Source organism: Streptomyces ochraceiscleroticus (assembly GCF_000720485.1).
Classification (GTDB): Bacteria; Actinomycetota; Actinomycetes; order Streptomycetales; family Streptomycetaceae; genus Streptomyces; species Streptomyces ochraceiscleroticus.
This window is the reverse complement of record NZ_JOAX01000028.1, coordinates 67,039-89,344: the sequence shown is the minus strand read 5'-3', so window position 1 is coordinate 89,344 and position 22,306 is coordinate 67,039. Positions and strand designations below refer to the sequence as shown.

At 71.1% G+C, this 22,306-nt stretch carries 17 protein-coding genes; 7 read left to right on the top strand and 10 right to left on the bottom strand.

The genetic code is table 11. The features are described 5' to 3' along the window. Positions 1-84: 84 nt before the first annotated feature. On the bottom strand, positions 85-2,064 hold the full coding sequence (locus IG84_RS0130025) for an ATP-binding SpoIIE family protein phosphatase (RefSeq protein WP_245659645.1): 1,980 nt from the start codon (positions 2,062-2,064) through the stop codon (positions 85-87). Positions 2,065-2,401: 337 nt separating this feature from the next. Between IG84_RS0130025 and IG84_RS0130020 the strand changes: the two genes are divergently transcribed. The 6 genes from IG84_RS0130020 (at position 2,402) to IG84_RS43020 (ending at position 7,493) form a co-directional block, all read left to right on the top strand. Further along, positions 2,402-2,671 carry a hypothetical protein gene (locus tag IG84_RS0130020; protein WP_031063864.1) on the top strand — a complete coding sequence of 90 codons (270 nt, stop codon included), beginning with the start codon at positions 2,402-2,404 and terminating at the stop codon, positions 2,669-2,671. Between the two features lie 850 nt (positions 2,672-3,521). Continuing rightward, positions 3,522-3,749, top strand: a complete 228-nt coding sequence (locus IG84_RS0130015) for a hypothetical protein (protein WP_157848974.1) — start codon at positions 3,522-3,524, stop codon at positions 3,747-3,749. Continuing rightward, positions 3,742-4,365, top strand: coding sequence for an RNA polymerase sigma factor (locus IG84_RS38340; RefSeq protein ID WP_245659644.1), 624 nt, complete (start codon positions 3,742-3,744; stop codon positions 4,363-4,365). Before IG84_RS0130015 ends, IG84_RS38340 begins: the two co-directional genes overlap by 8 nt. Next, a complete protein-coding gene (locus tag IG84_RS0130005; RefSeq protein ID WP_031063854.1) occupies positions 4,362-5,048 on the top strand; it encodes a hypothetical protein in 687 nt (228 codons plus the stop codon). The genes IG84_RS38340 and IG84_RS0130005 overlap by 4 nt, the downstream gene beginning before the upstream one ends. A gap of 554 nt (positions 5,049-5,602) precedes the next feature. Next, on the top strand, positions 5,603-6,628 hold the full coding sequence (locus IG84_RS40210) for a site-specific integrase (protein WP_245659643.1): 1,026 nt from the start codon (positions 5,603-5,605) through the stop codon (positions 6,626-6,628). A gap of 556 nt (positions 6,629-7,184) precedes the next feature. Then, positions 7,185-7,493: a recombinase family protein gene (locus tag IG84_RS43020; protein ID WP_078649564.1), complete on the top strand. Its 309-nt coding sequence runs from the start codon at positions 7,185-7,187 to the stop codon at positions 7,491-7,493. A 33-nt stretch (positions 7,494-7,526) separates the two neighbouring features. Here the strand turns inward: IG84_RS43020 and IG84_RS0129990 are convergent, their stop codons facing one another. After that, entirely contained in the window at positions 7,527-8,090 is a 564-nt protein-coding gene (locus IG84_RS0129990; protein WP_031063848.1) for a hypothetical protein, read from the bottom strand. Between the two features lie 205 nt (positions 8,091-8,295). On the opposite strand from IG84_RS0129990, the gene IG84_RS39105 reads away from it, so the two are divergent. After that, a complete protein-coding gene (locus IG84_RS39105) occupies positions 8,296-9,960 on the top strand; it encodes an SIR2 family NAD-dependent protein deacylase (RefSeq protein ID WP_078649551.1) in 1,665 nt (554 codons plus the stop codon). An 11-nt stretch (positions 9,961-9,971) separates the two neighbouring features. On the opposite strand, the gene IG84_RS41325 is transcribed toward IG84_RS39105, so the two are convergent. The 8 genes from IG84_RS41325 to IG84_RS41900 form a co-directional block, all read right to left on the bottom strand. Further along, positions 9,972-10,190 carry a hypothetical protein gene (locus IG84_RS41325; RefSeq protein ID WP_157848973.1) on the bottom strand — a complete coding sequence of 73 codons (219 nt, stop codon included), beginning with the start codon at positions 10,188-10,190 and terminating at the stop codon, positions 9,972-9,974. Between the two features lie 430 nt (positions 10,191-10,620). After that, the gene (locus IG84_RS0129980; protein WP_157848972.1) at positions 10,621-10,770 is read right to left on the bottom strand and encodes a hypothetical protein; all 150 of its coding nucleotides are present in this window, start codon (positions 10,768-10,770) and stop codon (positions 10,621-10,623) included. 55 nt (positions 10,771-10,825) lie between these two features. Further along, on the bottom strand, positions 10,826-11,632 hold the full coding sequence (locus IG84_RS39100; RefSeq protein ID WP_157848971.1) for a glycosyltransferase family 2 protein: 807 nt from the start codon (positions 11,630-11,632) through the stop codon (positions 10,826-10,828). Beyond that, positions 11,607-12,407 carry a DUF6065 family protein gene (locus tag IG84_RS41320; RefSeq protein WP_051862607.1) on the bottom strand — a complete coding sequence of 267 codons (801 nt, stop codon included), beginning with the start codon at positions 12,405-12,407 and terminating at the stop codon, positions 11,607-11,609. The genes IG84_RS39100 and IG84_RS41320 overlap by 26 nt, the downstream gene beginning before the upstream one ends. Then, complete coding sequence (locus IG84_RS0129965; RefSeq protein WP_051862606.1) at positions 12,404-14,230, bottom strand: RiPP maturation radical SAM C-methyltransferase; 1,827 nt, start codon at positions 14,228-14,230, stop codon at positions 12,404-12,406. Before IG84_RS0129965 ends, IG84_RS41320 begins: the two co-directional genes overlap by 4 nt. A gap of 29 nt (positions 14,231-14,259) precedes the next feature. Next, on the bottom strand, positions 14,260-15,753 hold the full coding sequence (locus tag IG84_RS41315) for a hypothetical protein (protein ID WP_031063834.1): 1,494 nt from the start codon (positions 15,751-15,753) through the stop codon (positions 14,260-14,262). Between the two features lie 2 nt (positions 15,754-15,755). Then, positions 15,756-19,514 (bottom strand): hypothetical protein, encoded by a 3,759-nt coding sequence (locus tag IG84_RS0129955; protein ID WP_031063832.1) that lies wholly within the window; start codon positions 19,512-19,514, stop codon positions 15,756-15,758. Beyond that, positions 19,511-22,303 carry a hypothetical protein gene (locus IG84_RS41900; RefSeq protein ID WP_031063829.1) on the bottom strand — a complete coding sequence of 931 codons (2,793 nt, stop codon included), beginning with the start codon at positions 22,301-22,303 and terminating at the stop codon, positions 19,511-19,513. Before IG84_RS41900 ends, IG84_RS0129955 begins: the two co-directional genes overlap by 4 nt. Between the last annotated feature and the right edge of the window lie 3 nt (positions 22,304-22,306).

Here is a 22,306-nt window from a genome sequence, read left to right as displayed (position 1 = left end):
GCGATCGTCATGAACCGAGGTTTGGGCGTGCTTGGCCCCAGGAACGGCCTACCTGTGAAGGCCAGGGCTGGGAATGATTTGGGGCTAGGAGGCTTCCAGGTCGAATTCGCACCACACAGCCTTCCCGCTGCCGTCAGTGCGACGTGACCCCCACGATGAAGCGATCCTCGCGATAAGGGAGATGCCGCTGGGGGCGTCGCTGGCCGACTTTGCCTTCCGTCGACGTGGCAGATGATCGTTGGCATCGAAGACCTCGATGACCAGCCGTTGATCTGTACGGCGTAGCCCCAGCCGCATCGGGGGACTCCCGTGGCGGAGCGCGTTGTCGACGAGCTCGTTGGTCGCCAGCACGCCCAGATCCTGCAGTTCTTCGGAGAGTGCCCAGCCGCGGAGGACGCCGGATGCGAACGCGCGGGCACGAGGCGCATCCGACGGCTCTCCGGGGAGTTCCAGCGCGGTCTTCGAGAACAGGGCCGCCTCGCGCCCCGTGCGGCTGGGATGCTGAAGAATGAGAACGGCGACGTCATCGGCGTTGTCGTGATGCGTTACCTCGAGCGCGCGCTGAAGGCGCTCACACACCTCCCCGGGGGACCCCATCGCGCCGGCCAGGGCGCTTTCCAGCGCGGCGAGCCCGTCGTCGATGTCCCGGTCGCGTCGCTGGATCAATCCGTCTGTGTAGAGAACAGCAGTGGCCCCGGCAGCCAGCGCAACGGTGCCGGAGGTGTGCACCCACCCGCCCGTGCCCAGCGGCGGGCCGGTGGACACCTCGGGGCGCCCCACGGCGCCGTCGGCGTCACGGACGATGAGCGGAAGGTGACCTGCCGAGGAGAAGCCCAGGTGGTTCGTCTCCGGGTCGTACACGGCGTAGAGGCAGGTGGCGATCTGGTCTGGATCGATCTCCGCAACGAGGCTGTCCAGCAACTGCAGCACTTCGTGTGGGGGGAGGTCGAGGCGGGCATAGGCCCGTACCGCGGCACGCAGCTGTCCCATGACTGCGGCTGCGCGGACACCTCGGCCGGCGACGTCACCGATGACCACGGCCGTGCGGCTGGCGCCGAGTTTGATGACGTCGTACCAGTCACCGCCGATGGGACTGTGGTTAGCGCTGGGCGTGTAGAAGGCCGCGGTGAGCAGGTCATCGGGCTGTTCCAACTGCTGTGGAAGCAGACTGCGCTGCAGAGTGATGGCGGTCTGGCGCTGACGATCCTCGATGGCGCGTAGCTGCTCCCGATCGACGGCGAGGTTCGCGTTCGCAGGGATCGCTTCGAACCCGCCATCGAGTCCGTCCACAGAGTTGTCCGGGTTGTCCGCGACAGGGGAATGGACAACCCCGTCTTGCGCAGCACGCCGCTCGACGGAAGCCGGAGTCTCCACAAGGGCACCGGGCACGATGCGATAGTCATCGATCGTTTCCTCGGGGAGGCTCACCCGTGCTCGCAGGCCCGCCAAATCCTTGTGCTGCTCATCCAACGCGCTGCTGACGCCGTCGAGGACAGAGGCATAGTCCTGCAAAGAGACGTTCTCGGCAACGTCGGCCGCCGGCGTGGGCAGGCAATTGTCTTCCGGGGCGGGCAGGCCACGGTGGGCTTGTTCGAGCGCCCTGCGGTAGACCTCGGCTGCCTGCTGGGCGGCGATCTTGATCCGTTCGGCATCACGGCGTTCTCGCCGGGCCCGTTCCAGTTCCTGCTCCGAGCGCACCAACTGGCGTTGATAGGACTCCAACTGCTGAGGCGTCTGGGGCAGGCCCCCGGCGCTGGTCTGTCGCTGGGCACGGTCGCGCTCCGCGGTCAGCAGCGTGCACTGGCCCTGCAACCAGGCGATCATCGTCAGCAGCGTCTGCACGATCTGCTGGGAGCGGTGCAGCTGCCGCTCCGCCTCCAGTTGGCCCTCCAGCGCATCGTTCAGGCGACGCTGGAGGACATCCACCGCCCCGGCCCCCGCGGTGGGACGAGGTAGGCCAGCCGGCGCCTTCCCCCGCTCGGCCTGCTCCGCCTGCCGCAAGAGAGACGTTCCCCGCGCCTGCACCTCCGCCCGCATCCGCGGTTCGGGCACCAGCGCAGTCACCAAAGAAGTCAGAAGTCGATGGGGGAGGAGTTTGGCTCCCGACAGGTAGGCACTCCACGTGGTCCTTCCGCCTCCGAAGCGCTGCGCCAACTCCCGCTGAGTCATCGTGCGTGTGAGTCCACGGAGCCACTGGGCGAGAGCCTTCGCCTGCGCAGTCTCTCCCTTCAAAGGCCCCATGGGACGGCCCGGTTCCGGCATGCCCCCCCCTGTCCGCGGACAACCCGCAGGTTGTCCGCACCCCACCTGCATGCATACGCTTGTGCGTAGATGGACAATTTCATCATGTTGCAGGCTGCGACCCCTGGCATTCCTCAGCATCTGAAAGGTCAGCAGCCCCATGTTTCTTGTGCCGCCCCCCGCTTTGGCGCCGCTGCAGCGTGTCCTCATCGTCGCTCTCATCGCTCCCACACTGCTGCTCATCACCGTGGCCGCACTGCCCGCCCTGGCGGTGATGCCGTTCTTTCCCGGGGGGACGGAACGGTCCATCGCGCTGCTGCGCGCTCACATGGCGTATGTCCGCACCCTCCTGACGGGCAGCCAGAGCAACAGCCCCACGGGCTGTCCCGCACAGAGTCGTGAAGGCCCCGATGCGGCCGGCCGTTCATGACCGTCTGGCACTTCGTGTGGCGTCGCCTGTGGTGATACAAAGATGATCGGTGCGCTGGACACCCCGGGAACGCCGCGCCAAGGACCGTGACGGCTCGACTGCCTCGAGCCGTCTGCTGGGTCCTCCATTTCCGGTCACGTGTTTCACCGGTCCGTGCAAGGAAACGGCCGTTGTTCACAGGCGGTCTGTGAGATCAGGTCCCCGTCCGTCGATGGCATCGGGCATTTCGATGCCGTGGCCTTCAGCGCGCGTCCGGAGTAGGCTGCATCGCCCGCCGCTGCCGTCGTCCCGAGAAGCGCATCGAGTTCCCAAGAGCCGATGCGAGCCTGGGTGCGTTGCGCTTGCAGATTTCCGGGTGCGGAAAATCTCGGAATTCGAAGTAGCCCCAGATGTCATGGAAGACCGCCAGGCCGTACCGTTTCAGGCCCAGAGTCGATGAAGCCGACGAGCTGGATCGTGTGGTTCCCGCATACCCTCTTCTTCCCGGCGACTGCCATCGGCTCGCCGACCCTGAAACCGTCCTGGTACGAGGGCGTCGACGGGGAACGACGCTGGCGTGACAAGTACCGCGCCGATCCCATCCGGCTGTGGGCGCTTTGCAAGGCCCCAGGTCATAAGCCCGAGAAGCTCGGTTTCGGAGTGCCGCAAGACGGCAGTTGGGCTGGGCGGTACCTGATCCCGGGCCGTACTGATCGCCTCTGCCTCTCGGCCCCACCGCACACCCGAGCTCCCTGGTTCTCCCGATGTGGCGCACGACGTGTTCAGGGAGATGTCACGGTTTCGGGGGCTCGATGCACTCTCTGATACCGCGGCGCACACGGTGTCGTGCGGAGATGCTGAGGGGGATGCGGTGCAAGAGACAGTCATCGGGCTGGTGGGCTTCGGCGGCGTGTTGGCCGCGCGGTTGCTGTACCGGTGGATCAGCGACCGCACGCGCGTGCGGCTGGTCAGCCTGCGCCAGCAAGGCACCAGCGAGCGAGTCCGCGCCCTGCCGTCGGGAAGCGTGCTCACCGAGCGACGGGCCGACGAGGAGCTGCACATCCAGGTCGGCGCCGCCGGCGAGGACGCCCATGCCTGACGTCGAGCCCCGCCTGATGGCGGCCGGGCGCGAAACGCCGCCCAAGGCCGGAGACCAGGCCGACCGCCGGGCCGCCAGAGCGATGCCTTCGCCCCGCCTGCCGTCGGCCCCGGCCGGGCATGGCACCGTCGCCCTTGTGGACTTCGCCTCCTACTACGAGCAGCACCTGGCCAAGCTGATCCGGCATCTGATGCGGCAGGGCGCCCGGCCGCACGAGGCGGCGGAGGCCGCCCAGGCCGCCTTCACCGAGGCGTACGCGCAGTGGGACACCATCCGCCACCCGGCCGCCTGGCTGCGGCAGGTCGCCCTGCGCCTGTTCCTGCGCCAACCCGCCCACCGCGAGGAACTCACCGGCGCGCCACCCGACCGGCCCGGTGGGATATGTCCGCTGGGCGCGGTGGAGCTCAAAGAGGAGGAGAACCGCGTGTACGCAGCACTGGCCGCCCTGCCGCCCCTGCAGCGCCAGGTCCTGGCCTGGCACCTGGACGGCTTCGGCCTTGCTGAGATCGCTGCGGCCCTGGGCAAGACGCCCGAGGCCGTCCGCCAGAACCTCAGCCGCGGCCGGGCCCGGCTCAAGGAGATGCTGCTGCGTGAGATCGCCGGAGGTGGCAAGTGACGAACTTCGACAGCGACGCTGCCCTCGACGCACTGCTGGGCGCGGCGGACGACGCGGTGCTAGGTGCCCTTACCGACGGCCTGGACCTCGTGAATGGCCTCTCGGCCACCGGCGTCACCCCGGCCCCGGCGCCGCGGGGCAGCCGTGCAGGAACACCGGGCCCCGAGGTCGCCGAGGCGGCCCCTCAGGACGAGAGGCCGAGGGCCCCGGAGGCGCCCGATCCGCTCCCGGCGCCCCTGCCGGCCTCCTCGGACAGCCCGTCCAGCGCGCACGGGTCCGCGCCGGCCGACGACAACGTCTTGGTCAGCGAGCTGCTGGAGCTGCTCCAGACCGCCCTGGAGCAGCTCGACACGCTGCAACGTTCGCTGGACCGGCTGCCCTACTCCGTCTCGGTGGAGGCGGTCAGCGCTCCCCTCGCCTGGCTGCGGGAGGGGGTGGCCCTGCGCACGGCGGACGCGGCCTTCGCCCTCGGCGCGCTCGGGCAGGCCGAGCGGCTGCTGAAGCGGAGCTATCGCCAGCTGCTCGTCGGTAAGTTGGTGGTGGCCGAAGAGTCGGACGTGCTGGTGCGGAGCAAGCAGCGCGCCCACAGCCTTCTGAGGCTGGTCCAGGCCGCGCGGCCCCTGGTGGTCCGGCTGTTCGCCGACGAGACGGACTGCTCCGCCCTGCCGCTGCCGACCAGTTGAGTCGTCCCTTGCCCGCCGGACCGGCTACCGGGTGCCGTTGGCCGGGGTGAGGGGCGCCGGCCAGGTCCGGGCCAGGCCGTAGCCGGGGAGTCCTCCAGCAGGGACTTGCGGCGGTTGTAGCGCTGGGTAATACCGGAGTCCTTACCCACCAGGATCACTCAGGCCGCCCCGCGGTTGCAGAGCACTTCTCGGCGCCCGGTTCTGGACTCCGGATAGCCTCCCATATCCGGAGTCCACACAGCACAAAAACTGGTACGGAAAAAGCCGCCTGACGGGCATTCAAGGAGAGAGGGGGGCAACTGCGGACCTGTCGACCAGATTGAACACCACACCCCGTCAGATCCGCCCCGGCTCCCGGCCGCCCGGTTCGACGCCGCCACCGAGGCCCGGCTCGCCCAGCTCGACCGCGAGGCCACCGCCCACGTCGAGGACGCCCGCCCCGAGAAGACGACGAAGAGCTACGGCGCCGACTGGAAGGCATGGCTGCGGTTCTGCGGCGAGGCCGACCTGCCGCTGGCCGCCATCCGCTCCGGCACCCTCGTCGCCTTCGTGGAATGGTGCTGGACTCAGCCCGCCCGGCCGCCCAAGCCCGGCCGAGAGCCCGGCAAGCTCACCGCCCCGCCACCATCGACCGTCGGCTGTCCGGCGTCGTGGTCACCGCCCGCCGCGCCGAGGACGTCGCCGAGGAGGCCCGAGCCCTGCTCAAGGCCAAGGTCAAGGAGATGGAGAAGACCGGCCAGACCCGCGGCCGCAGCCCCGCCCCCGCCCTGCTGGTGCGCCACATGGAGAAGATCGCCCCCACCCTGCCGCGCAACCGGGCCGGCATCCGCGACCTCAGCTTGATGACCCTGCACTTCGCCCTCGCCGGCCGCGAGCACGAACTGGCCTGGCTGCGGCTGCGGGACGTCCTCGAGGACCCTGAGGGCCGCGGCCTGATCGGGGATGTACGGGTCTCCAAGATCGCCCCGCGGGTGGTCGAGGTCCCGTTCGGCTCGCGCGCCCATCTCCGCCCGGTCCGGGCCTGGCGCCGCTGGCGGCAGGAGCTTGGGCCCGACGCTGACCCGGACTCCTTCGCTTCCCGCCGGCTGCGCAACCGCTGGTACACCGTGCTGGCCGCCGGGCTCGACCCGGAGTCGGTCGGCGACGTCCTCCCCCGGATCGCCGCCCGCGCCGGTCTGGAGATCCGGCCCACCGGGCACAGCCCGCGACGCGGGCCTGGTCACCGAGTCCTCCCGGGCCGGCTACCCGGACGCCGTGGCGGAGAAGCAGGGCGGCTGGGCCCCCGGCTCCAAGGTGATGCGCGGCTACCGCGAGGCCGACGACGGTTCCGCGAGAACGCCCTGCACGGCGTGCTGCAGGGCCTCACCGGAAGGACAGGCTCCTGCCCCCGCGCCCCGCCGACGCCCCACCGCGGGCTGACGAGGTCCACTCTTTCGTGTTCAGATCGAGGTGGCCAAGTGGGCAGGTCAGGGCATGAATGGCACTCCGACCAGCGACTTCGTGTCACCCGAACGGGTGTAAAGAATGCCCGCCGACGAGCTATGGTTGGGGCACCGCAACCGTTGCCGAGCTTGATTTAGCGCAGCATTGTGGTTGACATTCGGGCCGGCTGTCCGCCGCGTCCGAACGCACGGAGGCCCGGCCCCGGGATGCCGCCCAGAGCCAGGCCCCATGCAGTTACCGAGCCCGGTCGTGTACCTCTCGACCGGGCTCGCTGCCTATGCAGCGTCCGGTCCGCCGGGATCGGGGTGAGCACTCGGTGAGCCGAGCGAACTACCTCACCAGGGCGATGATCGCCACCAACAGACTCGCCGCCGCGAGGAAGACCTGCCATTGATCCGGCTCAGGCCACCTACCGCCGCGCTTGTCGAAGTCAGCGCTCATCTGCATCACCCCACTCTCCCCTCCGGCATCCGGTGCCCGTGTACGGGGCGCCGGGGAGGTATGCGAACTGGCGGACCAGGCCGCGCAGTCGTCACCGAAGAGACCAGCGAAGCGAAGCAGGCACAAGCCTAGCGGCTCCGACACCGCGGCATCCCCCGCCGCAGGCCGCACCCCAAAACCCCGCAGGTCAGCCCCCTTTGACTTTGTGGACAACACTCGGATGTCAGTCCGCGGGCGCCGTCGTGGGCCGTACTGACGCGGCGTGCGGGCGGTTTCCGCAGCGATCCCGGTTTCACCGGACGGCGCGCACCACCTCGTCGAGGCGAAAGCCCGCCGGCCGGCCGGGCAGCCGGTCAAGGTGCAAGGTGGACAGGCCGAGCCCGCGGCCGCCAGCTCCGTGACGAGGACGAACTGTCCTTCCGCCAGATCGCCGAAGCCCTAGACGCCGAGGGCCTCCGCACCAAGAACAGGGGCCGCTGGCACCTGAAGACCGTCCGGCGGATGCTCGCCAATTCCACCGACCGGCCGCCGACCTTGCGCCAGCCCGAGCGCACCGCGTAGCGGCCTCACTAGGGACGCGTCTGGTCCGTCGTGCTACTCCCAGAAAACAAAGCGGAACGGGCCCACTTGGCCGGGGCCAAAGAGGTACTCCCGATCACCATTGCCGGTGACTACCGCCATCGACTCATCCCTATATCTAACCAGAAACAAGCTCACCAGACGCTTGAGCGCTGAAAGCGCGGACTCCTCGGCCGGACTGAAGCGAAGCGTGTGCTCGTCTTCCTGGAAGCCGCCGGGCGTCAGGCTGTACAGCTCCAGCCACATGTTCTCTACCCGGAGCTGAGCAACGTACTGCGGTGACTGCGGCATGTCGTCATCGTGGCACCGGCTTGCTGAGCAGGCCCCGGCCGCGTACTGGTGGGCCCGGCAGGAGATGAAGTGATGTTCGCCGCCCTTCTCGCTCCGGGGTGCCGTCGGGGCGATGGCATCGGCCTCGATCTGCAGCGCGGCCAGGATTCGCTGCCGGGTGTCTCTGCCGACCATCTGCGATGCCGCTGGGAGACGGTCTGCCAGATATTTGTACTTGTTGATTGTCCATTTGATCGTGTTGCGTTTTCGGTATCGCTTCTCGTCGAAGTCCGGAAGCCATTCGCCCATCTGGCACGTTGACGTCCCTCCCGCTCGACAGGAACCTGGAAAGGAAGCACGCCTTGGCCCCGCACCTGGCCGGCCCGCGGGAGAGGAGTCGGCTAGCAGCCGCATTGGTGTGCTTGCCATGCCAAGAAGGCATGGAAGCCCGCGCTTGGCCTGCGGTGGGGCGGTGAGATGTGGGCAGTGCGCAAGCATTTGAGGGTGGGGAAGCATGGCTGTTGCAGATGGGCCCGCGGTGGACATGCGGTACGTGAATCGCCTGCCGGGAGCGTTGCGGCGGGCGTTGACCGCCGGACGGTGGCTGCCGATCATCGGAGCGGGTATTAGCGCCACCGCCACCACCGAGGACCTGCGCCGCCCGCCGGGGTGGGCGAAGCTGGGCGAGGATCTCACGGAGGATCTGCTTGCGCCGGTGGGTGCGGGGCCGATCGATGCGGTGAGCGCCTACGCCGACACCTACGGCCGCCCGCAGCTGGTCGAGCGGCTGACCGAACTCCTGCTCGTCAATGACTTGGCCCCCGGACCGGTGCATCGCGCCTTCGCCCAGCTGCCGTTCGACATGGTGATCACCACCAACATTGACTTCCTGCTGGAACGCGCCTACGAAGCGCAGCGCCGGCCGTGTGCCCCGCTGCTGGGGGAGTCCCAGCTGTCGCTGCGACGCGACTCCGAGGTCACTCACCTACTGAAATTCCATGGCGACTTACGGCACCCGGATCAGTTGGTGGTCACCGAGGACGACTACGACGGGTTCTTACGCCGCCATCCCTTGCTGGCCACCTGCCTGTCGTGGTGGCTGCTCACCCGGGAGCCGGTCTTCTTCGGGTACAGCCTCGACGACGCCGATATGCGTGAAATCTTCACCCTGTTGCGCGAACGTCTGGGTCGCATGACCCGCCCGGCCTGGGCCATCCTGCCCACCGACCCCCATGCCGAGGCCACCAGGTTCCAACGCCGCGGCCTCAAACCCATCGTCCTCGACCCCGACCCGAACGCCGACCGAGCCACCGTACTGACCCGCTTCTTCACCGAACTGCGCAGCATGTGGGAAGCAGAAATCGCCCCCCAGCTGCAAGTGCGCACCGACGCGGCCACCGCCGAACTACGCCGTCCCGCCATCGCCCCGCAGCTGGCCCTGTTCGTCGCCGCACGTCCCCTGCTTGCGCTCTACCGCGACTTCATCTTCCCCACCATCCCCCGCAACACCGGGCTGCTGGCTCTCGGCATCGACGACATCCGCGCCAAGGACCCGGCGATGACCCCGATGGCGATCGACATGGCCCTGTCCAAGGCGGCCGTAGTGGTCTACGACGCGGGCCATGGCAACCCCCTGCCCCGTGACTACGTCGCCAGCCGCCGCCCACCGATTCCCGCCTTGGTGGACGTCACGGACCTACCGCCGCACGATCCCACGCCGGACCCGCTCCCGGGCACCGTGGTCCGCCCGGCGGAAATGAGCACCTGGCCGCACACGTTCGTCCCCCACCTGCACCAACAGGTCACCGCAACCCGCCCCGCGGTATCGCCCCCCGACCTGTCCGCAGCGCTGGAGCACCTGCGCGCCACCAAGCAATATCAAGCCCTGCTGCTCACCGACCTGGCCCTCCTCGAAGACCAGCTCCGCCGATTCCTGGCCGACGATCAGCCGTCGACGAGCGCTGCGCCGGACCGTCTGCCCACCAGCATCCCCACCAGCGGCGGACGCATGGAGCAACTGAGCACGTACTTCGGAGCCGACTTCGAACTGGTGATTCATGCCGTCCGTATGCGGCACAGTCTGATCCAGGACTTGCATGTCAAGGCGGAGGAGATCCAGGCGGCTGCCGAGGCGCTACAAGAGGTGGTGCAGCATCGGCTTGGCCTGCCACTCCCATAGCTTTGCTCGTCCTAGGCGGATGCACACGCTTCAGTTGCTGGTCGGCGCTGTATACGGCCCGCGGAAGCGCTGTCTCCCTCGTAGACCTCTCGCGGCCCGGCTTCATCGGCCAGCAGCTCCAGGGCGACCGCGGGGAACAGCCCGATGACGGGTTCGAAGGCGAAGTGGTCCTTGAAGCAGTCACGGCGGCCGTGGGTGGCCTTGTGGATGCGCCTCGCCTTGGGGTCCACGGTGGAGAGAACGCGGTCCGCGGCGGTGCGGCGGGCGATGCAAGCACGGCGCCGGACAGGGCCGCGGAAGCGTCTCCACCGCCTCGGCCGACGCGCTCAATTCTGGTCGTGTGGCTCAGCGCCCACGCCCGCCTGGGCCGCCGCCCAGCGACCTCGCATAGAAGCATTCGAGGCTGGCTTGCCGGTCCCGGAGCCAACCGTGCGCGGGGCGTGGCTTGCCGTAGCCACAGACTTCCGACTGGACGCCCTGCTGGAACCGGGGATGACGCCGACCGCAGCGACTGGATCGCCGACATCGCACACGAACTCGTCGCCAAGCACAGCGGCAAGAGTGTGCTGCTGCTCCAGGGCATTCGCGACAATGACGCGCGCATCGCCGCCGCAGGCATCCCCTTCGCGTTACCTGAAGCGGTCCCGTTCGACAAGGTACCTACGCGACCGAGCCGTACACCAACCACGACTTTCTCACCACGGCCGTCTCCGCCGTCCGGGGCGGCACCAGCGGGTTGTCCGAGGGTGACCCGGCCGCCGTCTCGCGGGCGTTGGCGCTGTCCGGTGCGGCAGTCCCGGTCGTGTCCATGCTCGAGTACCCCGACGAGGGCCCTAGCTCGCCGACATCAACGACGGCCACGGCTTCAGGGGTCGGTGAGGTCGAGCACGCTCAAACGACTGCGCGCCGCGGGCGCCGGAGGCCGGCCCGCGGCGACCAGTTCGGCGTCGAGCTGCCGGCGCTCGACCTCATTCAGCCAGGGCGCTCGATAGGTCGGCTCGGCGGCGGCAGCGCGGATCTCCGCATACACGACACCGTTGTGATCGAACTCCGACGGACTGAAGGAGGACGTCGGCCACGTTGCTCTGATGCCGTAGTCGAGACATGGAACGGTCTCGTCCGGCAGGCCCCATGGAACCCGATAATGAAGGCGGAATCGATGGGTCCATTCGACGTGTTCCCAGCCATAACCGCGGAAACGGCAGTCCAGATAGCCCACCTCCGAGAGGGCTCGGCGGGTGGTGACAGTGCAATGCCCACCGAACGCCACACACTGATACGGATCGTCGATCGTTCCGTGCCCACCCGGCAACCGGCTCGGGTCGAAGCCGTAACAATAGTTGACGTGCTGCCAGCGTTCTGCCGCTAGAACCCAGGTGCCCGCCCAGTCGGCGGCAAAAGGCCAGGTGTCGTCCTCGAGCAGCAGAATCGGATCGCACTCGGTGCGGCGGTGAAGCCACCTCAGGGCGCGGTTCTTGTTCCAGGCACACCCCCGGCGCGGGCCTGTGATCACCGTGATGCCTGCCCGCCGCAGCACCTCCACGGTCGTATCGGCGCTGCCGTCGTCGGCGACGACCAGCGTGTGCGGCACAGGAGTGTGGCGCGCGATCTCGTCGAGGCAGTGCTGGACGAGGGACTGACGATTTCTAGTGATCACTCCGATGCCTAGCATCGGCCTCACCTGCCTCCGTCTCGTCCGTGCCAGGGCGGGTGAAGCGGCGCAGTCGTCGCCGAGTGCGCGGGGCGGCTGGACGGCCGGCGGCGGTACGCCCCCGAAGGTAGTCCTGTTGCCAGCCGGCCTGCTGGGCGGCGGAACCGGGCCGGGAGAGGTCCCTGAGGAAGTCGGCCCGGTTGCGTGTCCACCGCTCATAGTCCGCGGCGAGGCGCGGGTCGGCCGCGATCGGCAGGACCGAGGGCCGGAATCGTTCAAGCTCGCCGTCACGGTGCGGCACCAGCATGCAGAGCGGCTCGCCGTGCTCGAAGACGGTCCAGACGTCCTTCCGGGTCAGCTTCCAGTTCATCGTGAAGGTGGACGTGGTCCGGTCGGTCTCGACGATGCCTTCCAGCGCCACCGCGCCGTCCTTGACGTGATTGGCGGGTCCGCGCACAAGCAGGTGGTATCCGGGCGGTGTGCGGAATAGGAACGGCAGATTCCAGGTGACGATGCCGCTACCGAAGTGGCTGACCGCCTGGTGCAGCGGAGCCGGTGTCGGGTGGTCGACCGTCACCCCGTCGAAAGCGTCGGTGTCCCAGCGGCAGCGCACGGTCCAACCGTTGAGAATCAGCCATCCAGCCTGATTGGCGACCACCAGCGGCAGGCACCGGTGGGCGAAACTGGCCGGGGTCTCGCGCATCCACGAGCGGGCCGGCGGCGCCGGTACGAGTGTGTAGCCGGTGTTCTGGTGCAGTTCGTATGCGATGAAGTCGAGGCCGTCGGGATCGGTCATGTCGGCCGCTCCGGTTCGTCGTCGCGGGGAAAGGCGTGCACCGCCACGCCGAGCCAGCGGCCCGCGTCGTGCACCATGAGGCGTTCGCGGACGCAACAGTCGAGGAAGTCGCGCAGCGATGCGCCGCCGACGGCCGCGTCCCGTACCTCGGGAAGCTCGGCCAGGGCGGCGAAACGGCGGCTGCGGTCGCAGGCCAGGTATACGGCCGCCGCCCACCCGTCGAGGACCGTCCAGCGTGGTGCCGCGACGCCCCGCCGTGAGTCAGCGATCCGCACCATACCGTCCGGTCCGGTGCTCAGCGTGAGTGTGCCGCGGTCCGGGTCGGCCATCCAGGTGGCGGTGAGCGCGATGACGTCGCCGGCATGGGTGTCGGCCCGCCGCCCGTCGGCGTAGTCGAAGTCGAAGTAGTAGGCGATCTCGTCGACGGCCTTGCGGTCGAAGGGGTAGAGATGGCGGAACGGCGCCATCGGCCGGATGTTCGTCATGCCGTGCGCGGCCGACTCTTGGTGGTACGGGCTGAACCGGTCCAACCGCAGCGGGCCGCAGGCCAGCGGCGGATCGAGGTGCCAGATCGCGTGGATGAGCGGGATGACGGCGGCGTAGTCCTCGGCGGTCTCCCCGGGGAAGCCGTACAGCTGGTTCCACAGCGGGACGACCGCGTACTCCCGGCACCATTTCAGCAGCTCAATGTTGCGCAGGGCGGTCGTACCCTTCCGCATGACGGTCAGTACGTGGTCGCTCAGGCTCTCGATACCCGGCTGGATGAACCGAGCCCCGGCGTCCCGCAGCTGGCGCACCTGGAAGCGGTTCAGGTTGGCCTTGACCTCCCAGAACAGCGAGACATCCAGGTGCTGGCCGGCGAGCATCGGCAGCACCGAACGGAAGTAGCGCGAGTCGAGGATGTTGTCTACCACACCGAACGGCACCCGGCCGTACCGTTCCCGCAGCTCGGCGAATTCGGTGAGGACCCGGTCGGGCGTTTTGCTCCGGAACGCCATGGTGGAGCCGTTCAGCCCGCAGAAAGTGCAGTGCGAACGCGCGCCCCACCAGCAGCCGCGGGATGTCTCCACGGGCAGGGTGACGGCGAGCGACGTGGCACCCTTGGTCGCGCGGAGCTGGCGGAAGTAGGGACGGAAATCCGGCACCGGGACGCCGTCGAGGTCGGCAACTGTGGCAGAGCGAGGCGGCGGGGCACCGTGCCAGGTCACGCCCGGGATCGGCGTCCGGGGGCGATTCGCGCGGCGGGCTTCCAGCACGGCGGGGAACGACTGGTCGGCCTCGCCGGAGAAGGCCAGGTCGACGAAGGGGAACTGGCGCAGCAGGGCCGAACCCATCGGCTCCTCCCAGTTGCCGCCGCCGAAGGCGACCGTGACATCCGGCCGGTGCTGCTTGACTCGCTGGGCGAGGGCGAGGGAGGCGATGTTCTGATGGAACACCGATGTGAAACCGACTAGGGTGTGCTCCGGCGCGGGCAGCGTACGCAGGCACTCGGCGAGGAATGGCTCGACGTGTGTCCGGAGGCGGCACAGCCGGTCGATGTCATCGGCAGGAAGCTGCCACGTGTCCCGCAGCACGCCGGTCAGGTAGCGCTCGTCCGCCTCCGGCCGGTGGCCGTACAGGGCCTCGGCGAAAAGCCATTCCCCGGCGAAGGCGGTGTACGGCAGGTCTGCGCACACCCACTGGTAGTCGGCGAGACCCACGGTTTCGGCGAAGCGGAACGTCAGGTATTCGGTGTCGCAGAGAATCCCTGCACGGGTGCAGTGCGCCTGCAGCAGGCCGAGGGCGAGCGACGGGCGGTCCAGGGCGCCGAACGGCAGGCTCATCAATAGGACGTGCTCGTCCCGGCCGGGGGTCATGACGGCCCGGCCGCCGCGACGAACTGGTCCCAGCGCAGCCGCAGCGCTGGCGGCGTCAGCAGCGGCTCGGTCCGTCGCTGCGTCCACAGCACGGGGGTGCCATCGGTGCGCCGGGCGAGCACGGCGCGGCGCACCAGGCGCAGGCCGGTGCTGGGCACGGCGGCGGGCTCGATCTCGTGCGGCTTCCCGGCCGCCCGGCCGTACAGCAGGTCGCTGACAGGCTCGGGCGACGGCACGGGCTCGGGCGCCGACAGGTCGGTGGTACGGGCCTGGACGAACCGCCGCCGGCCGGCGGATCCGGAGATCAGGTACGGGTGCCAGCCAGCTGGGATGTCCGTGCTGACCTGGTACGTGAAGGCGGGCGGGTCCTGCGCCGACGCGGCCTCCGGCGGAATCGGGGTGGGGTGCGCCGCGGTCTCGACCTCACGGCCCGCCACCCGCCGCTCCACCGCCCAAAGCACGTTTGCGTCCTCATCCGCCCCGACGTCGACCTCGTCGATCACGGGCCCCTGCAGGGGCGTTGCCACCGTCGACCACACCAGCAACGACCGGCCGCCCAGGCCGGACACCGCGAACAATGTCCATCCGTCGCCGGGCGGTTTGAGAGGCCACGCGTCACCGAACGAGTCGTGCGCGACGACCTCGTGCAGGGTCACTACATGACCGGCGCGGGCGCCGACCGGAAAGCCGAACCACCCGTCGGCGTGCGACGCGATGAGGTCGATGAGCAGCGTTGTCGCGACGTGCGCCCGGTCCGGCGGATAGCCGCCGACGTCCACCGCGGCGTCCTCGATCTGCCACCATCGCGGGGCTGGCGCGCCTGGGTAGGTGGCGCGGCCGGCGAGCACTGACACCGGCTCCGGCCCGGGCACCGGGGTGGACAGTGGCCCGTCGGCGTCGACGGAATACCAGTCGACGGTGCCGCCGTCGTGCCGGCGCAGCCGCAGCTTGGTCCCGCCGACCCGGAAGTCGGCCGAGTAGGCGAATTCCGCCGGATCCCACTGGTCTGAGGGCTCCGGGTCGGGCGGGGTCTCGCCGAACCAGGCCGGGGCCAATTCCAGTTCGACGCGGCGCTCCCACAGCGCGCGCCCGTCGGGCCCGGTACCGTCCAGTACGTCGTAGGGGGCCGGCAGGCCGGTGAGCAGCAGGCTCGGATCGTTCGGCAGGGGCGGCGCGGCGGCCTGGACGCGCCGTCCCGCCGCGATGCGCCGTCCCGGCGTCCAGTAGTCCCCCGGCTCAGACTCGACGATGGCCTCTGCGGGGGTGAGCCGGGGGTCCTGCCGTGGATCACCGTCGAGCGGCTCAACCGGGACCGACGAGGCGCGATATTCCACCCGCACGGGAGAGGAGGCGTTCAGCCCCTGGTGCTCGTTCATCTGCCATTGCCGGCCGAGCATCCACGCGGGGTCGGCGGTCTCCGCGGCGAAGCCGCGCGGGAGGTCCTCCAGCAGCGGCTCGGACTCCAGCCAACGTACACGGTCATAGGGCATGGTCAGGACTCCTGAAAGGGGGTGGGGACCAGCGGCACCGCGAGGGTCCCCTCGGCGGGCAGCAGCGCAGTGGGCAGCAGCGCCCGGGCCGCCTCCAGGTCGGCGGGCCGGGCGATCCGGGCGTGCGCGAGGAGCCGGGCCTCGGCCACCGCGGCCACCAGATCGGCGGTGGTCAGCGGCCTGGCGGGGTCGGGCGGCACGGCGAGCAGCACGGCCTGCGGCGCGCGGGCGGTGGGGGCGGCGAAGCCAAAGACGACGGAGGGCGCGTGCTGGGTGCCGGGGATGGTCTCGCCGAATCGGTCCAGCAGGGCGACGGCCACCTCGTCGTCGGCGCCCAGGGCGGCGATGTCGAGGCCGGCCGCCGCGTACCCGGCGACGAGCCGGCTGGGCGGGTCGGCGGTCTGCCACGGGTCGGCCGGGCGGCTCGACCACGACGTGAAGGCCGGCCCGGCGCTGGCCGGCCCGCCCGCGGCGAGCTGATGGGCCTCCAGCCGGGCCAGTGGCTCTCGGACGGCCGCGACCACGGTCAACCAGTCCCGGTCGAGCTCGGGTACAGGGGAGAGGCCCGGCACCTCGGCGCCGCGGAGGCGGCCCAGGACGGCGAGCCGCCCGGTCGGGGACACCAGCGAGACGAGGGCGGGCACGAGGTCGGCCGTCACGGGCTCCGGAAGGTCGCCGCCTGGCGCGGCGGCCAGCCGGGCCGCGAGCAGCTCGGCGGCCCGCGCCGCGGGCGTTTCGCCAGTAACCTCCGTCGGCGCGATGCCCCAGCGCCGTGCCGCCGCGAGCGCCGCCTGCCGATCCGCCGGCGAGTCGCTGCGCAGCCGGGCGAGCAGGGCCTGCGCGACGGTGCGGACCCGGCGGTAGCGCAGTCGGACCGCGGTGTCGTCCGCGGGCGCCACCTCCGGCGCCGAGTCGTCGGCCAGCGCCTGTGCCGTCGCCGGGCTCTGCCCGAGCAGCAGGGCCAGCCGGACCGCCCGGTCGTGCCGCGCCGACCCCACCCGGGTGGCGAGCGGTGCGCCCGCTGCGTCGGCGGCGAGCCGCTCGAGGTGGGCGCCGGTGAAGGCCAGCGCGTCGATCGGCTCCAGACCGAGATCGGCGAGCGTCACCGTCGTACCCGTGCCGGTCGTCCAGGTCCAGGTGTCGCCGCCGCCCAGCTGGACGCCGAGGAAGGCCGCGAAGGACGGGTCCGCCAGCGTGCCGGGGGACAGCTCGCTCAGCGGCCCCGGTTCAGTGGGAAGCGCTGGCGGCGCGGCGGCGGGCAGCAGCGCGACGCAGACGGTCAGCACCGCCCGCCCCGGGCGCCGCGTGCCGATCACGGACAGATCGGGCGGGCGGCCGAGGCCGGCGACGGCGTCCAGGACGGCGCCGGCCGTCTCAGCCCGGCCCTCGACGACGTGCTGAACCGCCTCGGCCATCAGCAGGTCCCCGTACGCGTCCACCGCGGCGGCCAGCTGGGCCAGGCCGGTCAGCGTGTCGGCCGGAAGGTCGAGCGTGGCCGGATCGGCCGCCAGCACTGCCTGGCCGTCGCAGACCCGTCGGCCGGAGTGCCCGGCCCGCACAGGATAGTCCCGGCGCAGCCGCTCCACCGCGATCGGCTCGGCCACGACGCGTTCCACCTCGTGGCCGAGGACCTCCGACAGATGGGTGCCAGCGCGGACCGCGGCCGCCAGCCGGTCCGCAGTGCGGACCGTCGTCGAGCTGAGGTCCATGTGCCAGCGTCCGGCTTCCGCGTCGTTCACCGCCCGGTCGCGCAGGATCATCGCCACCGTGGCCTGGCTCTGCGAGGGCGCCGGCAGCATCCCGGCCGCGGAGGGCCCGGGGGTGCCCGTCCGCGGGCGGTCCACCCATCCGTACGCACCGAGCCGCCAGCCGCGGGCATTCGCCGGCGCGTCGTGCAGTTCCCGTAGTCGCCGGGTTGCCGGGCCGGTGACCCACGCGTCGACGCGGTAGGTGGCACAGTCCACTGTGGCGCTCAGCGCCCGGTCCAGCCGGCGCTCGTCGCCAGCGAGGTCGGCGATCGCGGCGAGGCCGCCGGCGGTTCGTGCGAAGGCCCGCGCCGCCGGCGTACCGGCGATCAGGTCGCCGGGGGCCACGGCGCCGATCCACTGTTCCAGCGGCACCCGGTCAGTGTGCCGCCGCACGATCGGGTCCAGCCAGCGGAAGTCGGCCACCTTCGCCCGGCCGACATCGCCGACGGCGACCTGGAGCGCGCGAATCGCCAGCCGCAGCAGGAGACTGTCCGGCTGCGCGCCGAGGACATCCGCGTGCAGCCGTTCGGGATCGGCCAGCACACCGGGTGTCGCGCGGGCGGCCTGCACGAGCCGGCGCAGCATCGTCGCGATCGCCTCGGTGGTCATGCCAGCCGGCACCACCAGCGGGAGCCTAAGGGGGGCGCTGCCGCCGACCGCCGCGTACCGCCGCCGCGGGGTCAAATCCAGCGCGACAGCGAGCGGGGTCCGCGCCCGCCAGGCATCGACGACGTGCCGCCAGCCGATCCGGTAGTCCAGGAAGAGCAGGGACATCAGCCAGACCTCCAGCGGCCGCGCGTCGCGGTGCCGGTAACCCGGCGAGGTGGGCACCTGCGCCAGGTGGTCGAGCAGGCCGTTGGTGTCGGCGCTCTCGATGGTGCCGCGGCTCTCGGCTGCGGCGGCCCACTCGTCGCGCAGCAGTTGCAGCGCTGGCACCATCGCGGACTCCACCGGCGGGTCGGCCGGCCCGGCCTGCCAGGCTGCCAGCGCGGTGACCGGCAGCAGCCCGTACGGCTGGGTTCCGATGCGCAGGGTGGGGTATGGCCCTTCCGGGTAAAGGGCCTCGGCCGCCCAGGCCGGTGCCTGCTCGGCGTGCGGGATGCCCCAGACGTTGCACTGCGCGAAGCCCCAGAGGGCGGGCCACAGCCCCGCCACGAGCGCCGTGGTGTGGTCCCGGTGCCGGTGGTCGTTGTTCAGTGGGATGTGCAGCCCGTCGGCGCCGGTCAGGGCCGCGCTCACCTGCGCCGAGCTGGGTGGCACCGGTGCCAGCAGGCCGGTCAGCCAGGTGTCCGGATCGTCGCCCAGGTCGGCGGCGGGGGCGGCGTCCACCGTGTTGGTCGGTGTGCCCGGGGCGATGAGGCCGAGCCGGCCGGCGGCCTCATGCGCCGCGAACAGCCGTGCCGGTTCCTGCTCGTCGCCGCCCAAGCCCACGACGTAGAGCGCCTCGATGTCGTCCGGCGAGCCACCCAGGTCGATCTCCCCGGCCACGCCGGTCAGTACGGCCTCGTCCCAGGACTCCCACCAGCGACGGTCCGTGGCGTCGTCCGGGTCGGGAAAGTCGGCCCGCAACCTGGACACGTCGACGTGCAGGGTGAGCGCGAGCGCCGGGGGAGCACCGTCGCGAGCCAGCCACACCTGCAACTCCGGCGGGAAGAAGGGAAGTTCCGGCAGGCGCGCGGTATCCCGCTGCGCCGCTGGCCGCTCGACCCGGATCGTCCTGTCCGAGGCGATCCGGCGAAATGTCCGGACCAGCCAGGTGGCCCGCCCGCCGCCCACCTGGCTGGCGAACGTGCGCCACGCCTGCCGGGCCGACGGTGCGCCCGGGTTGTCGCCGGCCACCGCGACGTAGCGCTCCAGCAGGTCGAGCTCGGCCGGGCCGGGCAGCGGGTCGTGCCGGTCGAACCAGGGCTCGTCGGGCACGATCAGCACCCGCAGCCGGGAGTCGTCGAACCGGGTCTCGATCCGCACCGGCAGCAGGACACCGACCGTGGTGGGGGGATCGATGCTGGTCACGGTGTACCTCCCGGCGTGACGAGGTCGCCGCCCGCGAGCAACACGCGGACGGGACGGGCGAAGGCGAGCCGGGCGAAGTCGGCACCGTTGTCCGTCGCGGCCGCCGCGACGGTGTTGGCGAACCGGTAGCCCGCTGGGGGCTCCTCCACCACGACCCAGTAGCGGGCGATGTCGGCCGGGGCGAGGCCGGGGAAGCCGAAGAAGGTGACATCGGTGCCCATCCGGCCCTGGAAACTCGGCAGCCACCGGGCGGCGTCTGCAGCCGGGTCGCGATCGAAGTCCGGTGCGCCGCCGTGCTCGGCGGACAGCAGGTAGAACAGGGTCTGCGGGTAGCGCAGGAAGAGCTGTCCGCGCAGCACGAGCACGGCGTCAACGCCGGCCACGCCGTCCGGCCGGTGCTGGGCGTCACCGAGGCCGCCGACGGCGGACCAGTCGCGGATGCCGCGGATGTCGTCCTGGTGCCCGCCGGTGGCGCTGTCCGTGCGATCCCAGAACACCCGCAGCGGAGTGCAGTTCGTGCTGAGTGGCAGATTCCGCCAGCGCAGTTCGTCCAGCAATTGACCGTTGAGCCCGACGAGGAACGCGTCGACGAAGGCCGGATTGGTCTGCACTGCCACCACCCTGTCCGCAGCCAGGCCCTGGACACCGGGGAGCAGCCAGTCGGGCGCCAAGTCGGCCAGGGCCCGCCAGGTGGGCGTGGTCAGGACGGGACAGAACTCCGGTGGCGCCGTGGGCGCTGCCGGGTCCAGGCCGGTGAACTGTCCGAGCATACGGGTGCGGGCCGATGCGTCCGGCCGGGTCGGGTCCAGGGCCTCGAAGGTGCCGGCGGCGAGGGCATCGAGGTCGACCGGTCGGCACTCGGCCGGCGGTTCGATTGGCTGGCGCAGGTTGTGCAGCAGGCCGAGGATGTCCGCCCGGGTGTCGGCGGGGGACGTGCCGCCGACGATGCCCTGATGCAGCAGGTCGATCTCCTCCTGGTTGCGGTCGGGCTCGAGGACGGCAGCGAGGAACGCCATGATGCTCGCCCACGGCAGCGGCTCCCGGGCAGCCGCGAGCTCCTTGATCTCGGCTACGACCGCCTCGATGAGGAGCCGGTCCGCTGGCCCGGCAGCCGCGCTTGCGTCGGCGCAGGCGGCCAGGAGCGCATCCGGAGGAGGTGGAGGAGGTGGAGGGGGAGGCGGCGGAGGTGGAGGTGGTGGTGGAGGAGGGGGAGGCGGCGGAGGAGGAGGCAACGGTGGCATCGGGGGACCGGGCGGCCCCGGCGGCCCCACGCCCACCACTCCGTTCAGCTCGGGCCGGAGCGCGTCGCCGCCAGGTGAACTTCCGCCCGGGGGATGCGCGATGAGCAGGTGCCCGATCCGGTCGAAGAAGTCGCCGGCGCCGAGGTCCGCCAGCGGGATCCCGATCTCCACACTGGTCTCCGGTACGGGGCACCGGTTGGCGCCGGCGAGCAGCGCCGCGGGGTCGACGACCGCGGCCGGCAGGCCGCTCGTGCGCGAGGACCCGGGCCGCAGGATGCGCCGGGCCGCCGACGAGAAGATGCCGCGCGCCAGGCCCCGCCCCTCGGCGGTGGCCAGGTTGGCGAGCGTCCCCTCATCGGTGACCACCCGTCGCAGTGCCGGGCCGGCCACCCAGAGCCGGCGCCGCACGTCCACCGGGAACCGTCGGCGCCAGAGCGCTCCACTGGCCGCGATCCCGAGCGTGAGCTCCCGGATCCGCTGGCCGGCGATCGGCAGGGCACCTTCCTGGCGGGCCGCCTCGGCCACCAGGTCCTCCTGCCGCTCGACGGCCACGGCCAGGCCGATGCCGGCGACACCGCGGTGCCGCGGATCGCGGTTGAGCCGGTCCCGCCACTCGACCGGGGTCGAGCCGGGCCGCCACGGCGAACCGTACCGGGGGATGCTGATCACCGCCCGGCCGCGCGGGTCGGTGAGGGGCACAGCGAGGCGGGCGACGTCCTGGGCGACCTCGTCCGGCAGATCCGGGTCCATCGCGCCGATCGGGGCCAGCGCGCCCCGGACCAGTAGCGGCGACGCGTCCGGCAGCCGCGGATAGCGCACCGTAGCCTCCCCGATCCCCGTGGTGACCTGGCCTGCGCGCAGCCGCCGGGCCAGGGTGGCGAAGTCGCCCTCCGGGCCGGTCCGGAACGCCCACGAGTCGTAGACCGGAAGGGAGACGTCCTCGGCGTCGGCCCAGGCGTCGGCGACCGTGCCGGCCGCTGAGACCACGAATGCGGGAACCACCACCGCGACGTAGTCGGTGTCCTCGATCAACGGGCGCAGCGAGAGCACCCGGGCCACCTGCCGGTCCTCGCCGCGCTGCACGTGCGCCCACCGGGCCGACTCGGCCAGCGGGTACGCAACCCGCACCGGGCCGCTCAGCGAGACGCGGTCGTCCGCGACGGCCAGTTCTTCGGCGGTGCCGGTGAGCAGCGCGAGCCACGGCCTCAGTGCCAGTGTGCCCGGGGCCGGATTGGCGGCCGGCGTGTAGCGCCACGGCAATCCGGGGTCGGCCAGTTCGACGTACGGGCATTTGGTGGTCTCCGCGTCGAGCGTGCCCGGCGCGGGAAACCGCCGGCGCACCGCGCCGGGCCGCAGTCCGATGACGTCGCCGGGACCGGCCAGCTGGAACGCCAACGTCGCGGTGTCGGTGCCAGTGATGGTCCCGGCCGGGTCGCGGGCCGTCAGCGTCACTTCTGCAGAGGCCTGCGCCCGCCCCTGCCGCACGTCGTCGACTAGCCCGCCCGCCGCCGGGCGGATCCAGCCGTGAAAGTCGATGGTCTCGGCCATGCC

What these genes read in the sequence shown, in the direction of transcription:
- IG84_RS0130020 (WP_031063864.1), top strand. Translation starts at nt 2,402, where the DNA reads ATGTTTCTTGTGCCGCCCCCCGCTTTGGCGCCGCTGCAGCGTGTCCTC.
- IG84_RS38340 (WP_245659644.1), top strand. Translation starts at nt 3,742, where the DNA reads ATGCCTGACGTCGAGCCCCGCCTGATGGCGGCCGGGCGCGAAACGCCG.
- IG84_RS40210 (WP_245659643.1), top strand. Translation starts at nt 5,603, where the DNA reads ATGGTGCTGGACTCAGCCCGCCCGGCCGCCCAAGCCCGGCCGAGAGCC.
- IG84_RS0129990 (WP_031063848.1), bottom strand. Translation starts at nt 8,090, where the DNA reads ATGGGCGAATGGCTTCCGGACTTCGACGAGAAGCGATACCGAAAACGC.
- IG84_RS39105 (WP_078649551.1), top strand. Translation starts at nt 8,296, where the DNA reads ATGGCTGTTGCAGATGGGCCCGCGGTGGACATGCGGTACGTGAATCGC.
- IG84_RS0129980 (WP_157848972.1), bottom strand. Translation starts at nt 10,770, where the DNA reads ATGGACACGACCGGGACTGCCGCACCGGACAGCGCCAACGCCCGCGAG.
- IG84_RS39100 (WP_157848971.1), bottom strand. Translation starts at nt 11,632, where the DNA reads ATGCTAGGCATCGGAGTGATCACTAGAAATCGTCAGTCCCTCGTCCAG.
- IG84_RS41320 (WP_051862607.1), bottom strand. Translation starts at nt 12,407, where the DNA reads ATGACCGATCCCGACGGCCTCGACTTCATCGCATACGAACTGCACCAG.
- IG84_RS0129965 (WP_051862606.1), bottom strand. Translation starts at nt 14,230, where the DNA reads ATGAGCCTGCCGTTCGGCGCCCTGGACCGCCCGTCGCTCGCCCTCGGC.
- IG84_RS41315 (WP_031063834.1), bottom strand. Translation starts at nt 15,753, where the DNA reads ATGCCCTATGACCGTGTACGTTGGCTGGAGTCCGAGCCGCTGCTGGAG.
- IG84_RS41900 (WP_031063829.1), bottom strand. Translation starts at nt 22,303, where the DNA reads ATGGCCGAGACCATCGACTTTCACGGCTGGATCCGCCCGGCGGCGGGC.